The 13,367-nt window shown below is 45.8% G+C and carries 14 protein-coding genes; 12 read left to right on the forward strand and 2 right to left on the reverse strand.

Annotation, left to right across the window (positions count from 1 at the left end; all coding sequences use genetic code 11):
- The first annotated feature begins 8 nt into the window (after positions 1-8).
- Genes ICN10_RS09120 through ICN10_RS09135 form a run of 4 tightly spaced genes read left to right on the forward strand, consistent with a single transcriptional unit; the run spans position 9 to position 2,262 of the window.
- Entirely contained in the window at positions 9-476 is a 468-nt protein-coding gene (locus ICN10_RS09120) for a VOC family protein (RefSeq protein WP_216214784.1), read from the forward strand.
- Positions 477-509: 33 nt separating this feature from the next.
- Positions 510-1,214, forward strand: coding sequence for a tRNA (adenosine(37)-N6)-threonylcarbamoyltransferase complex dimerization subunit type 1 TsaB (tsaB, locus tag ICN10_RS09125; protein ID WP_255536845.1), 705 nt, complete (start codon positions 510-512; stop codon positions 1,212-1,214).
- Positions 1,214-1,744 carry a ribosomal protein S18-alanine N-acetyltransferase gene (gene rimI / locus ICN10_RS09130; RefSeq protein ID WP_216214786.1) on the forward strand — a complete coding sequence of 177 codons (531 nt, stop codon included), beginning with the start codon at positions 1,214-1,216 and terminating at the stop codon, positions 1,742-1,744. The genes tsaB and rimI overlap by 1 nt, the downstream gene beginning before the upstream one ends.
- Complete coding sequence (locus ICN10_RS09135; RefSeq protein WP_216214788.1) at positions 1,741-2,262, forward strand: hypothetical protein; 522 nt, start codon at positions 1,741-1,743, stop codon at positions 2,260-2,262. The genes rimI and ICN10_RS09135 overlap by 4 nt, the downstream gene beginning before the upstream one ends.
- A gap of 19 nt (positions 2,263-2,281) precedes the next feature.
- On the opposite strand, the gene lplT is transcribed toward ICN10_RS09135, so the two are convergent.
- Positions 2,282-3,601, reverse strand: a complete 1,320-nt coding sequence (lplT, locus tag ICN10_RS09140; RefSeq protein WP_216214790.1) for a lysophospholipid transporter LplT — start codon at positions 3,599-3,601, stop codon at positions 2,282-2,284.
- A 74-nt stretch (positions 3,602-3,675) separates the two neighbouring features.
- On the opposite strand from lplT, the gene alr reads away from it, so the two are divergent.
- Positions 3,676-4,767, forward strand: coding sequence for an alanine racemase (gene alr, locus ICN10_RS09145; protein ID WP_216215302.1), 1,092 nt, complete (start codon positions 3,676-3,678; stop codon positions 4,765-4,767).
- A gap of 49 nt (positions 4,768-4,816) precedes the next feature.
- Here alr and ICN10_RS09150 read toward each other — a convergent pair whose 3' ends face one another.
- The gene (locus ICN10_RS09150; protein WP_370626224.1) at positions 4,817-5,623 is read right to left on the reverse strand and encodes an outer membrane protein assembly factor BamD; all 807 of its coding nucleotides are present in this window, start codon (positions 5,621-5,623) and stop codon (positions 4,817-4,819) included.
- 101 nt (positions 5,624-5,724) lie between these two features.
- On the opposite strand from ICN10_RS09150, the gene ICN10_RS09155 reads away from it, so the two are divergent.
- From ICN10_RS09155 to ICN10_RS09185, 7 genes are all read left to right on the forward strand, one after another.
- Positions 5,725-6,765 (forward strand): RluA family pseudouridine synthase, encoded by a 1,041-nt coding sequence (locus ICN10_RS09155; protein ID WP_216214792.1) that lies wholly within the window; start codon positions 5,725-5,727, stop codon positions 6,763-6,765.
- The gene (gene pgeF / locus ICN10_RS09160; RefSeq protein ID WP_216214794.1) at positions 6,762-7,523 is read left to right on the forward strand and encodes a peptidoglycan editing factor PgeF; all 762 of its coding nucleotides are present in this window, start codon (positions 6,762-6,764) and stop codon (positions 7,521-7,523) included. The genes ICN10_RS09155 and pgeF overlap by 4 nt, the downstream gene beginning before the upstream one ends.
- Before the next feature lie 116 nt (positions 7,524-7,639).
- Positions 7,640-9,277 carry a class I poly(R)-hydroxyalkanoic acid synthase gene (gene phaC, locus ICN10_RS09165; protein WP_216214795.1) on the forward strand — a complete coding sequence of 546 codons (1,638 nt, stop codon included), beginning with the start codon at positions 7,640-7,642 and terminating at the stop codon, positions 9,275-9,277.
- A gap of 29 nt (positions 9,278-9,306) precedes the next feature.
- Positions 9,307-10,047 (forward strand): 3-ketoacyl-ACP reductase, encoded by a 741-nt coding sequence (locus ICN10_RS09170; RefSeq protein WP_128113528.1) that lies wholly within the window; start codon positions 9,307-9,309, stop codon positions 10,045-10,047.
- Positions 10,048-10,165: 118 nt separating this feature from the next.
- On the forward strand, positions 10,166-10,726 hold the full coding sequence (gene phaR / locus ICN10_RS09175) for a polyhydroxyalkanoate synthesis repressor PhaR (RefSeq protein ID WP_216214797.1): 561 nt from the start codon (positions 10,166-10,168) through the stop codon (positions 10,724-10,726).
- 2 nt (positions 10,727-10,728) lie between these two features.
- On the forward strand, positions 10,729-12,087 hold the full coding sequence (rimO, locus tag ICN10_RS09180) for a 30S ribosomal protein S12 methylthiotransferase RimO (protein ID WP_216214809.1): 1,359 nt from the start codon (positions 10,729-10,731) through the stop codon (positions 12,085-12,087).
- A 92-nt stretch (positions 12,088-12,179) separates the two neighbouring features.
- Positions 12,180-13,364 (forward strand): acetyl-CoA C-acyltransferase family protein, encoded by a 1,185-nt coding sequence (locus tag ICN10_RS09185; RefSeq protein ID WP_216214811.1) that lies wholly within the window; start codon positions 12,180-12,182, stop codon positions 13,362-13,364.
- The last annotated feature ends 3 nt before the right edge of the window (positions 13,365-13,367 follow it).

Here is a 13,367-nt window from a genome sequence, read left to right on the forward strand (position 1 = left end):
TGACGACTATGAGCGCTAAGCCATTCAAAATTTTAGGCATTCAGCAAATTGCTATTGGTGGTGAGAACAAAGATCGACTCAAGAAATTATGGGTTGATATGCTGGGCTTTGAATACAAGAGTACTTTTGTCTCTGAGCGTGAAAACGTGGATGAAGATATCTGTGCAATCGGTAAAGGTGCGCATGAGATTGAAGTTGACCTCATGCAGCCATTCGATATTGAAAAGAAACCAGCAGTTCATCAAACACCCCTAAATCACATTGGTTTGTGGGTAGATGACCTGCCTAAAGCGGTTGAGTGGCTTACTGCGAATGGGTTACGTTTTGCGCCTGGTGGCATTCGTAAGGGTGCAGCGGGCTATGACATCACCTTTGTGCACCCTAAAGGAAATGACGAATTCCCCATTAGTGGTGAAGGTGTGCTGATTGAGCTAGTTCAGGCCCCTCCAGAAGTGATTGCAGGATTAAGTCCATAATTTGGACTGGTATGCAAATTAACGGGATTTAAATTGGCAAATATATTAGCCATCGACACCTCCTCAGCATGGTGTTCGGTGGCTTTATCGTTAGAGGGTCAGGCAGTTCAATTCAGGCATGAAGCTGTCACAGTCGGTGCCAGTCAATTGTTATTGCCGTGGATAGAGTCGCTCCTAAGCGATGCGAAATCTTCCCTGACAGACCTAGATGCGATTGCCGTAGGTATCGGTCCTGGTGCGTTTACAGGTGTACGTTTAGGTGTGGCCGCTGTTCAGGGCTTGGCTGTATCGCAAAACATTCCGGTAGTGCCGGTATGTAGCCTTGATGCCATCGCTGCCCAACTTTTAGAGTCAGCAGTATTCAAATCCTCTCATCCTCAGCGATTGATGATTGCGATTGATGCCCGGATGGAAGAGGTCTATTGGGCTTCTTACGATATTCAAGAGAAGCGCCTGCCAAGTCGCATTGGCGATATTCATTTGACCAAGCCAGAAGATCTGAATTTGGAGGGAGTGCAATTGCTTGCTGGTAGTGCTTTAAATGCCTATAACCAGAGCCTACCGCAATTCATAGGTCCAATCGATCCAGATGTCTCTATTTCCGCATTGGGTATTTTGAAATGTGCGCAGCAGTCCCTGCAAGACGGGGCGCATTGTGAAGTTCGACAACTAGAGCCTCTGTATGTGCGAGATAAGGTGGCATTTACTACCGCTGAACGAGAAGAGGGCAAGAAGTAATGTCGGATCACACAACAGCCGAATGTGCTGCAGAACTTTCCTTCTTGCCGATGCAGCAAGCTGACTTAGACGATGTCCTGAAGATCGAATCTGTCTCTCATGTTCATCCTTGGACAAAAGGCAACTTTTCCGATTCTCTCGCAGCAGGTCATTGGGCATATTGCATTCGTCCGCAAGCAGATCAAGTGGTGAAGGGTTCCTATTTGGATCCAGCAGTTCTATGGGCATATTGCATCTTGTTTCCTGCTGTTGATGAATTACATCTCCTTAACATCACTGTTTCCCCACATTTACGTAAGTTAGGCCTGGGCCAAAGAATGATGGCTGCTATTGAGGGCGTAGCTTTTCAGCAGAAGATGCCGCGAATCATCTTGGAAGTAAGGCCAACCAACGAAGCAGCTTTAGCCCTTTATCAAAAATTGGGTTACGAGCAAATTGGTATTCGTAAAAATTATTATCCTGCAAGCCCAGAAACTGGTGGACGAGAAGACGCTCTTGTATTGGCTAAATCGATTAAGCTAGAGGCATGAGCAATAATTCAAGCTTCTTAAAAGAAATGGGCATCACCGAGTGGACATCTCGTGATGCGATCCAAGCTCAGCCCGAAGATTCTGTTGCAGCAAGTTCTCAGGCCGCACCGCAAGAAACGCAAGCCTCGCCAAGGGCGAGCAATGGAATGTGGTGGTTTTTTGGAAATGAACCCCAAGGCGATGCCAAAATTTTGTTTCAAAACCTCATTCGAGTTCTTGGCTTAGCTAAGAACGAGTGGTCCTGGAAGAGTCCATCAGAGAACTTGGGTCAATTGGTTAACCCCGGATCACCCTTGGTTGCGATTGCATTTGGTGGACCGGTTACTCAAAAGATAACTGGTGAAAGAGATTCACTGCCGCAGTTGCGCGAAACCGTGCTTGCGCTAAATACGGGTAATGAGGAAGAAATTCCGGTGATTGCTTCTTTTGAATTAAATCAGGTGCTCACAAAGCCAAAAGAGAAGGCCATGCTTTGGCAGGATTTGATGATGGCTCGATCGGTGTTGCAAAACATCTAAAGACTTCCGAGGGATAAGCTTAGTGCTTATGCTCCCCAATCAGATGCATGGAGTCATATTCCGCCTGGTTTCTAGCGTGACGCTTGATAACCAACCACATAATTAAACTCACAACTACGCCAAATCCAATGATCACTATTTGAATGGGTACATCCAACCAAATAAGTAGTGAGTAGATCAATAGCATCATTAACACTGAAATATTTTCATTGAAGTTCTGCACAGCAATGGAGTGACCTGCTGACATGAGTACATGTCCGCGATGTTGCAGTAGTGCGTTCATTGGCACGACAAAGTAACCAGCTAACCAGCCCACCAGAATTAATAATAAATATGCCGGCAATAAATTGAGGGTAACGTCAAACTTACCGAAGCTAAAAATGCTCGTATTAGGTAATAAATCAGAGTTGTAGACTGCCATCACGCAGACCACTAAGCCCATCGCAATTCCGTAAGGCAATACGTTCAAGGATTTGCGTAAAGGAATGCGCCATGCGGCATAGACGGCGCCACCAGCTACGCCCACGGCTGAGATCGCTTGCAAAATGGCGCCCTGAGACAAATTCATATGAAGCGCTACTTGCGCCCACTTAATCACAATAAATTGCAGGGTAGCTCCGGCACCCCAGAATAAAGTGGTGACCGCTAAGGAGATTTGACCAAGGCGATCATTCCAAAGTGTTTTAAAGCAAATGGCGAAATCTTTAACCAATTCAATTGGATTTGTCTTTTGAGAAACGTAACGTGCGCCAGTATCTGGAATCTTTAAGTTGATGAGTGCTGCCACAACATAAATCATCATGATGATCATGATTGCTGATTCAGCAGGAGTATCAATTCCAGTTTCAAAAGTCGGCATATCTAAGGCAAGCAGACTTTGTGAGACTGTAGTGCTAATCAGAACGCCACCCAAAACCGTGCCCAAAATAATGGATCCAACTGTTAATCCTTCGATCCAGCCGTTGGCGGCAACCAATTTTTCAGGTGGAAGCAGTTCGGTCAAAATTCCGTACTTTGCAGGGGAGTAAGCGGCAGCGCCCAGACCAACAATGGCATATGACATTAAAGGGTGACTTCCAAAGAGCATGGCCACGCAGCCGACGAACTTAATCGTGTTCGTAATGAACATGACGTTGCCCTTAGGGCGGGAATCAGCAAAAGCGCCAACAAATGCCGCCAAGAGCACGTAGGACAGCACAAAGAACAATTTGAGCAAAGGGGTCATCCAGGCCGGAGCATGGAGCTGGGCCAAGAGGGCGATAGCCGCTATCAGGAGAGCATTATCAGCAAGCGACGAAAAAAATTGCGCCGCCATAATGATGTAAAAGCTACGGTTCATTCGTACAATCTAGTCATTACTACAATTAAAACATGAAAGGAGGGGTGATTATGGGTGATTCAGCTAACGGCCTGATTAATAGACCAATTTTGGCCTCTATTCATACTGCCGCCTTTCAGCATAATTTAAACCGAGTTCGAGAATTGGCGCCAGAGTCCAAGATCTGGTCGGTTATTAAGGCGCGTGCCTATGGCCATTGCTTTGATGCTGCCCTAAAGGGCCTTGCTTCTACAGATGGCTTTGCTCTATTGGATATTCAGGATGCAGCATGGTTGCGTCAACACGGCTGGAAGGGCCGAATACTGCTTTTAGAAGGCTTTTTTCATGAAAATGAGCTCAGCCTTGCAGAAGAGTTGGCTTGCGATTTGGTGGTTCATTGCGAAGCCCAGGTTGAATGGCTTGAGCGCTTCAAAGCCAAAAACCATAAGCCATTTAATGTCTTTCTCAAAATGAATACCGGCATGAACCGCTTAGGCTTCAAAGCAGATAGCTACAGAACGGCATTTCACCGTTTGCATGCTGCTGGCTATCACATGCACCACATGACTCATTTTGCTAATGCGGATCAGGTTGATCAATCTCCGACAGTTGGTGCTCAGCAAGAGTTGTTTAGCCAAACTATTGAGGGGTTAGAAGGCTCCACTTCACTGGCCAATTCTGCGGCTATTTTGTGGCATCGAAATGCATTGGGTGATTGGGTCCGTCCCGGCATCATGCTTTATGGTGCATCACCAACAGGACTTCATGCCGATATTGAGCATTCCAATCTACAAGCGGTTATGCAGTTACATAGTGAAATTATTGATATTCAGGATCTGCAGAAGGGCGATCGTATTGGTTATGGTGGTCGCTATGAAGCAAAGGAAGCTATGCGTGTAGGTATCGTAGCTTGTGGTTATGCAGATGGATATCCGCGGCACGCTAAAGACGGTACCCCAGTTTGGGTTGCTCAAGGTAAAGAAGGAGTTATTTGTCCTTTGGTGGGAAGAGTTTCCATGGACATGTTGGCGATTGATTTGCGAAATGCGCCTAATGCAAATATTGGCACCTCTGTTCAGCTTTGGGGAGACAAAGTTCCAGTGGATGATGTTGCGCAAATGAGCGACACGATTGGGTACGAATTACTTTGTGCCGTTGCACCAAGAGTGCCTGTAGCTATCAAATAAAAAATCCTCCAGTACGGAGGATTTTTACTATGCACTTAATTCGTATTTATTACTTATTCCAGAACTGCCACCAGCTGCGTTCTTTTTTAACGCGTTGACCAGTTAACATCATCTGGCTATCTGGGAAGTTCAGCTTAAATACACGCGCAGAGTCGTTGCTTAATTGCGTCATGCCAAGTTTTTCGTATGACTTAGTCAGAATATAAAGCGCCTCTTCGACAGCGGGTGCGCGGTCATAATCTCGAATGACCAATTGAGCGCGATTAGCGGCAGCCAAATAGGCACCACGTTGGTAGTAATAACGCGCAACGATGACATCCGCTTCGGCTAGAGAGTTAACGATATAGCGCATACGATCTAAGGCATCTGGCGCATATTTGCTATTAGGGAAACGCTCAACAACTACCTTGAACGATTCAAATGCTTCTTTAGCAGCTTTAGGATCGCGTTCACTCAGATCTTGTCCGGTAAATTTACCCAGCCATCCTAAGTCATCATTAAAGGTAATGAGACCTTTTAAGTAGTAAGCGTAATCGAGGTTCGGACTACCTTGGTGCAATTTAATAAAGCGATCAATAGCCACGAGCGCTTGAGTTTGTTCCTGAGCTTTCCAATAGCAATAAGCAGCGTTAATTTGCGCTTGTTGAGAATATGGTCCAAATGGAAAACGAGCTTCAAGCTTCTCAAAGTATTTCCCGCACTTAGCAAAGTCAGCGTCGTTTAACTTGTCCGTAGCCTCTGAATAAAGTTTTGCCTCTGACCAGATGTCGGTATCGTCTTTATTGCCATCACTGCCTGCGCAACCACTCAAGAGAGTCAAGGCAAAAAGAAGTGCTAAAAGTAGGGCAATCGGCATGCCGCTGAAATTGCGACTCTTCTTTTGTGTGGAAGAATTCCCAGCAAGCCTTAAACTGGCGTCTGATATTACGTCGGACATAACTGAAAGGCTCTCTAAGCGTGGCATTGCCGCAAACTCCTGAATCGAATCCCATTGATTATATCGATGATGAGGATTTCATCTCCCTAGAAATACCTTTGGAGATGGCTGGCGAGCGCTTGGACAAGGTGCTGGCGGGCTCTTTGCCTGATTATTCGCGAAATCGTCTCAAGGCTTGGGTTGAGGCTGGGGCGGTTATGGTCGATGGAAAGGTCACTAAAGCCCGCTATCTCCTCAGGGGTGGCGAGAGTATTAAGGTGTTTCCACAGGAGATGCCCGAGCAATTTGCATTTAGCCCAGAAAATATCGCTTTAGAGGTGGTTTATGAGGATGATGACATCATTGTGGTCAATAAACCGCCTGGCTTAGTGGTACACCCAGCTGCTGGCAACTGGTCAGGCACTTTGCTAAATGGACTCCTTTTTCACTATCCTGAGTTAAAGATGCTTCCCAGGGCAGGCATTGTTCATCGTTTAGATAAAGACACCTCGGGCCTGATGGTGGTCGCAAGAACATCTCTAGCGCAAACCTCATTGGTGCGCCAATTGCAAGATAGAACAGTAGGGCGTCGCTATTTGGCGTGGGTTTGGGGGGATGCGCCAAGCCAAGGGAAGGTTCTGGCTTCCGTTGGCCGTGATCAGCGGGATCGCCTCAAAATGGCTGCAGGTAGCCCCCAAGGTAAGCCTGCGGCTACTTTGTTTCGTCGTTTAGCTAAAGGGCTTGTAAAAGAGTCCCCGGTCACCCTGTTGGAGTGCCGACTGGAAACTGGACGTACTCATCAAATTCGAGTCCATCTAGAGTCACTAGGATTTCCATTGGTTGGTGATCCCGTCTATCGCAAAAAAACACCAGGGGTAGCAAAAGATATTCAATTTAGTCGCCAGGCCTTGCATGCTTTTGCACTAAGTCTTCAGCATCCAGTGAAAAACAAATTAATGACTTGGTTCCGTCTTCCTCCCCAGGACATATTAGATTTGTTGCCTCAACTGGAGATGAGCGATGAAGTACTGCCCAAAGATTCTGTGGTCCTAGCCTCTATACAAAATGAATCACAAGCATGAGTTTGATAAACCCTCAGTGGCAAGCCCCAGCTTTTGTAAAAGCGCAAGTTAGTACGCGAACTGGCGGGGTCAGTGCATCTCCCTTCGATTCTTTCAACCTGGGCGATCATGTTGGCGACCACATTGAAAACGTATTGGTAAATAGAGCAATCTTCACCAAGACCTTGCCTAACAAACCTTTATGGCTAAAGCAAACACATAGCACGGTAGTAAGCACCCCTGAAACACGCAGAGCAAAACCCGTTGATGTAATCGATGCTGATGCATCAGTCACCAATATCGCGAATGAAGTCCTAGTGATCATGACTGCGGATTGTTTGCCAGCGCTCTTTACTAATTCAACAGGGACTGTTGTTGGTGCAGCACATGCCGGATGGAGGGGGCTTTGCGCTGGAGTTTTGGAAAACACCGTCGCTGAAATGCTGCATCTATCCAATGAAATCTCAGCATCTGATTTGCTAGTCTGGCTGGGGCCTGCAATAGGACCAGAGTCATTTGAAGTGGGCGAGGATGTTGTAAAGGCGTTTAGAGATTCTGGATTACCTTTTTCAGAAGAGGCATTTAAGCCTATTGCTGGTAAATCTGGAAAATTTTTAGCTGATATTTATCGTTTGGCTAGTGATCGTCTGCAAGCCTGTGGAGTGACATCAATATTTGGTGGTGAATACTGCACTGTGAGAGATGGTGAACAGTTTTTCTCATACCGACGTGATGGTGAAACAGGTAGATTTGCATCGGCCATTTGGATTGCAAAATAAATAACATGTCATTCTATGAGGGTAACTACTAGATTCTCTCTAGGGCTAGGGTTATTGCGTATAACTCTATAGTGCTTAAGGGCGGAGAATGTCTCTAACTAATCGAAGAGACTACTATGTTTGCAGGCATGAATACCGGTGCAACGCCATCTTTGGCGCCGCATCACATGGCACTAATTCCGCCAGAGCGTTTATCTGAAATCCAAAAAGAATATTTCACAGAACTAGCGCACATCGCAACCAATCCTGAAGCGATTGAAGTTAAAGATCGTCGTTTTGCAGGAAAGGCATGGCACTCCTCATGGAGCAAAGTCATTGCCGCAACTTACTTGCTGAACTCTAAGCATTTAATGGCTTTAGCTAAAGCCGTGGAAACAGATGAAAAGTCTAAACAGAAAATTCTGTTCACAACTGAGCAGATGATTGATGCGCTTTCACCATCCAACTTTATTGCTACCAACCCAGAGGTTCTAGAGAGCATCATCAGCACCCAAGGGCAATCCATTCAAAAAGGGATTGTGAATTTATTGGGGGATATGAAAAAAGGTAAGGTCTCTCAAACGGATGAGTCTGCCTTCGAGGTTGGAAAAAATATTGCCACAACCGAAGGTCATGTGGTGTTCCGCAATGATCTCTTTGAATTAATTCAGTACACACCATTAACTGAGCAAGTATTTGAGCGCCCTTATTTAATGGTGCCGCCGTGTATCAATAAATACTACATTCTGGATTTGCAACCAGACAACTCTGTAGTTCGACATATGGTGAGCCAAGGTCACACCGTATTTTTGGTTTCCTGGAAGAATCCAGATGCCTCCATGGCTGAAGTCAGCTGGGATGACTACGTTGGTAAGGGCGTCATTAAAGCGATTGAAGTGGTTAAAGATATTGGTGACACCAAGCAAATCAATATCTTGGGATTCTGCGTTGGTGGCACCTTAACCACCTCCGCATTGGCAGTGTTGGCTGCGCGCGATGAGCATCCGGCTGCTAGCTTGACCTTGTTTACGACCTTATTGGATTTCACTAATACCGGCATTCTGGATGTCTTTATTGATGAAGGCATGGTCGAGATGCGTGAGAACACCATCGGCGGCAAGGGTGGCAAATACGGCATGATGTCTGGCTTAGATTTGGGTAATACCTTTTCTTTCTTGCGCCCCAATGATTTGGTTTGGAATTATGTTGTGGAGAACTATCTCAAAGGTAATTCGCCTCCGCCATTCGACTTGCTATATTGGAATGGTGATTCAACGAACTTGCCTGGTGCAATGTATTGCTGGTATTTGCGCCACACTTATTTGCAAAATGATTTGGTTAAACCAGGTAAAGTCAAAATTTGTGGCGAGAAGATTGATCTCGGTAAGATTAAATGCCCGGCGTATTTATATGCCTCACAAGAGGATCATATTGTTCCGTGGCAATCTGCTTATGAATCCACTCATATTCTCCAGGGTAAGAATCGTTTTGTTTTAGGTGCTTCGGGTCATATTGCCGGTGTAATTAATCCACCGGCAAAAAAGAAGCGCTACTACTTTGAAAACAACAAACTTGCCCCAACAGCAGCTGAATGGCTAGAGGGCGCTAAACAAATTCCTGGAAGCTGGTGGCCGGATTACACCAAATGGCTTGAGCAATTTGGTGGCGAGAAAAAGCCAGCAAGTACTACCTTTGGTAATGCTAAGTACAAAAAAATGGAATCAGCACCTGGTGTGTATGTCAAAGAAAAAGCAACACCAGAAATCACAAACTAATTAACGAAGGTTTTTAAAAGGGGAAAGTAATGTCTCAAAAAGTCGCATATGTAACTGGTGGTATGGGTGGTATTGGTACCGCTATTTGTCAACGTCTTGCTAAAGACGGCTTTAAGGTGATCGCTGGTTGTGGTCCAAATTCACCACGTAAAGACCGCTGGTTGGGTGAGCAAAAGGCACTAGGTTATGACTTTATTGCTTCCGAGGGTAACGTTTCTGACTGGGATAGCACGGTTGCCGCTTTTGAAAAGGTTAAGGCTGAAGTTGGTCGCGTGGACGTACTGGTAAACAATGCCGGCATTACACGTGACAGCGTATTCCGTAAGATGACTCCAGATGCATGGAAAGCGGTTATTGATACCAACTTGAACTCATTGTTTAACGTAACCAAGCAAGTGATTGATGGCATGGTTGAAAACAATTGGGGTCGCATTATCAATATTTCCTCTGTAAATGGTCAAAAGGGCCAATTTGGTCAGGCAAACTACTCAACAGCTAAGGCGGGCCTGCATGGTTTCACTATGGCTTTGGCTCAAGAGGTGGCTACCAAAGGCGTTACCGTGAATACGGTTTCTCCTGGTTACATTGGTACAGATATGGTCAAAGCAATCCGTGAGGACGTTTTAGAAAAGATTGTCTCTGGTATCCCTGTGAAACGTTTAGGCACTCCCGAGGAAATCGCTTCTATTTGCTGTTGGATTGCATCTGATGATGGTGGCTATGCTACTGGCGCTGATTTCTCATTAAACGGCGGTATTCATACCGGCTAATATTGCACTGCAGCAATTATTAGAGTATTTGCAGTGCGCAACACAGCGTATTTACCTTTTGGTCAAACTAGGGATAAACTACGCTGATGTTGCGATGCAGTAATGAGTAAGGAAAAAAATGGTAACCCGCGCAAAACGAGCTGGCGAAGATCGGCTCATCAAGAAGTACCCAAATCGTCGTCTCTACGATACCCAGACCAGCACTTATGTCACGCTGTCTGACATCAAGAATTTAGTCATGGGCAGCGAAGTATTTAAAGTTGTTGATGCCAAAACTGAAGAAGATTTAACACGCAACATCTTGTTGCAAATTATTCTCGAGGAAGAGGCTGGTGGTGCACCTGTGTTTTCTTCCCAAATGCTTTCCCAAATTATTCGCTTTTATGGAAACTCCATGCAGGGCTTGATGGGTAATTATCTTGAGAAGACCATGCAGTCCTTTGTGGATATCCACAATAAGCTTGGTGATCAAACAAAGGGCTTGGGCGCTGGCAGTACACCAGAAGCTTGGTCTCAGATGATGAATATTCAGAACCCCCTCATGCAAGGCTTGATGGGTAACTACATGGAGCAGAGCAAAGACCTCTTCATCAAAATGCAAGAGCAAATGCAGGGATCTCAGAATATTTTTGGCAACTTCCCATTTACGCCTCAGCCCAATAAAACTGAAAAAGAATAGTTGTGGCAGGAAAAATAGGATTTGTATCCTTAGGCTGTCCTAAGGCGTTAGTAGATTCAGAGCTCATCCTTACGCAACTGAGTGCCGAAGGATATGAAACTGCCAAGGATTATTCCGGCGCAGATCTAGTGGTGGTTAATACCTGCGGCTTTATTGATTCCGCCGTTGAGGAAAGTCTTTCTGCAATTGGTGAGGCGCTTGCTGAAAATGGCAAGGTGATTGTTACTGGTTGCTTGGGCGCCAGAAAAAATGCAGACGGCTCTGATCTTATTCAGAGCATTCATCCTAAAGTCCTTGCCGTTACAGGGCCGCACGCTACTGATGAAGTAATGCAAGCTATTCATTTGCATCTTCCCAAGCCACATGATCCATTTACAGACTTAGTTCCGCCAGCCGGCGTAAAGCTGACTCCTAAGCATTACGCCTATCTCAAGATTAGCGAAGGCTGCAATCATCGCTGTACTTTTTGCATCATTCCAAACATGCGGGGCGATTTGGTATCGCGTCCAATTGGTGAAGTATTGCTTGAGGCAAAGCGTTTATTTGAGTCGGGCGTAAAAGAATTATTGGTTGTCTCTCAAGATACCAGTGCTTATGGCGTTGATATCCAATACCGTACTGGTTTCTGGGATGGTAAGCCTGTAAAAACCAAAATGTTTGATTTGGCAAACGCCTTAAATCAAATCGCGCGTGAACATCAAGCATGGGTGCGTTTGCATTATGTCTATCCTTATCCGCATGTGGATGATGTTCTGCCATTGATGGCGGAGTTCTCAGAGCATGGTTACGGAGTTCTCCCATACTTAGATATACCGTTGCAGCATGCGCATCCGGATGTGCTTAAGCGCATGAAGCGTCCTGCTAGCGGCGAGAAAAATATAGAACGCATCATGTCTTGGCGTGAAGCTTGTCCTGACCTGGTCATCAGAAGCACTTTCATTGCAGGCTTTCCTGGTGAGACTGAGGAAGAGTTCGAGTATTTACTCAACTTCTTGGATGAGGCACAAATTGATAGGGCAGGTTGCTTTGCTTACTCGCCAGTAGAGGGTGCCACAGCAAACCAGTTAGATAATCCCGTGCCGGATGAAATTCGCGAAGAACGACGTGCTCGCTTTATGGCAAAAGCAGAAGAAATCTCTATAAAGCGACTTGCTAAAAAAATAGGCAAACGTATTCAGGTCATTATTGATCGCGTCGATGAATCGGGTGGAATTGGCAGAACTATTGGCGATGCCCCTGAAATTGATGGTTTGGTGAGGGTTTTGCCTGCCAGCAAGCCCTCTAAACGCTATCGTGCTGGCGAAATCATCCGCGCAACAGTCATTAGCTCCCAAGGGCATGACCTAATAGCCGAAACTTGACGAATCGAATAAAACTGTCAGTTGGATTGCTTATTTAGTAATTATTTAGTGCAGTGTCAGCCTAGTTATTGGGCTTAGCAAAGGGGATTGATATGAGTCGTGATGTCGTTGTCTTAAGTGCAGTTCGTTCCGCAATTGGCACCTTTAATGGCGCCCTCAGTAGCTTAGAGCCATCAGAGCTCGGTGGCATTGTGATGAAAGAGGCGGTTGCACGCTCTGGTGTAGATCCAGCGTTAATTAATTACGTGACCGTAGGAAATACGATTCCTACGGATAGTCGCTACGCTTATGTTGCTCGTGTTGCATCTATTCAAGCAGGTCTTCCAATGGAATCTGTTGCGATGGCATTGAATCGTTTGTGCAGCTCCGGCTTGCAAGCAATTGTGACCACTGCTCAGCAAATTATGTTGGGTGATTGCGACTACGGCGTTGGCGGTGGCGTTGAAGTAATGTCACGCGGCATGTATGGTTCACCAGCAATGCGCAGCGGCGCACGTATGGGTGATACCAAGATGCTTGACTTGATGGTTGCTGTTTTAACAGACCCATTTGGTGTTGGCCATATGGGCGTTACAGCAGAAAACCTGGTTGAAAAATGGAAGCTGACACGCGATGAGCAAGATGCTCTTGCGGTTGAATCCCATCGTCGTGCTGCGAATGCAATTAAAGAAGGTCGCTTCAAATCTCAGATTGTTCCAATCACCATCAAAACTCGTAAGGGTGATGTAGTGTTTGATACTGATGAGCACGTCAAGCCAGACACCACTATGGAAACATTGGCTAAGATGAAGGCCGTGTTTAAGAAAGAAGGCGGTTCTGTTACTGCTGGTAACGCATCAGGCATTAACGACGGTGCTGCATTCTTCGTCTTGGCAGATGCTGAGACAGCTAAGAAAGCCGGACACAAGCCAATCGCACGATTAGTATCCTATGCTGTTGCTGGTGTGCCAAACCACATCATGGGTGAAGGCCCAATTCCTGCGACTAAATTAGCTCTCGAGCGCGCTGGTCTCAAATTGGATCAAATCGATGTGATTGAGTCTAACGAAGCTTTTGCTGCGCAAGCATTAGCTGTGACTAAAGGTTTAGGTTTAGACCCAGCTAAGACCAACGTGAATGGTGGGGCGATTGCATTGGGTCACCCAATTGGTTGCTCTGGAGCAGCTATTGCAACTAAGGCAATTCATGAGCTACACCGTGTTCAAGGCAAATACGCTTTGGTAACAATGTGTATTGGTGGCGGCCAAGGTATTGCTACTATTTTTGAGCGCCTCTAAAAG

The sequence above is a fragment of the Polynucleobacter sp. 86C-FISCH genome, from assembly GCF_018882415.1.
Lineage (GTDB): Bacteria > Pseudomonadota > Gammaproteobacteria > Burkholderiales > Burkholderiaceae > Polynucleobacter.

Coding starts and splice junctions, on each gene's coding strand:
- ICN10_RS09120 (WP_216214784.1), top strand. CDS start 9: ATGAGCGCTAAGCCATTCAAAATTTTAGGCATTCAGCAAATTGCTATT.
- phaC (WP_216214795.1), top strand. CDS start 7,640: ATGTTTGCAGGCATGAATACCGGTGCAACGCCATCTTTGGCGCCGCAT.
- ICN10_RS09185 (WP_216214811.1), top strand. CDS start 12,180: ATGAGTCGTGATGTCGTTGTCTTAAGTGCAGTTCGTTCCGCAATTGGC.
- lplT (WP_216214790.1), bottom strand. CDS start 3,601: ATGAACCGTAGCTTTTACATCATTATGGCGGCGCAATTTTTTTCGTCG.
- ICN10_RS09150 (WP_370626224.1), bottom strand. CDS start 5,623: ATGCCGATTGCCCTACTTTTAGCACTTCTTTTTGCCTTGACTCTCTTG.
- pgeF (WP_216214794.1), top strand. CDS start 6,762: ATGAGTTTGATAAACCCTCAGTGGCAAGCCCCAGCTTTTGTAAAAGCG.
- phaR (WP_216214797.1), top strand. CDS start 10,166: ATGGTAACCCGCGCAAAACGAGCTGGCGAAGATCGGCTCATCAAGAAG.
- ICN10_RS09170 (WP_128113528.1), top strand. CDS start 9,307: ATGTCTCAAAAAGTCGCATATGTAACTGGTGGTATGGGTGGTATTGGT.
- ICN10_RS09135 (WP_216214788.1), top strand. CDS start 1,741: ATGAGCAATAATTCAAGCTTCTTAAAAGAAATGGGCATCACCGAGTGG.
- rimI (WP_216214786.1), top strand. CDS start 1,214: ATGTCGGATCACACAACAGCCGAATGTGCTGCAGAACTTTCCTTCTTG.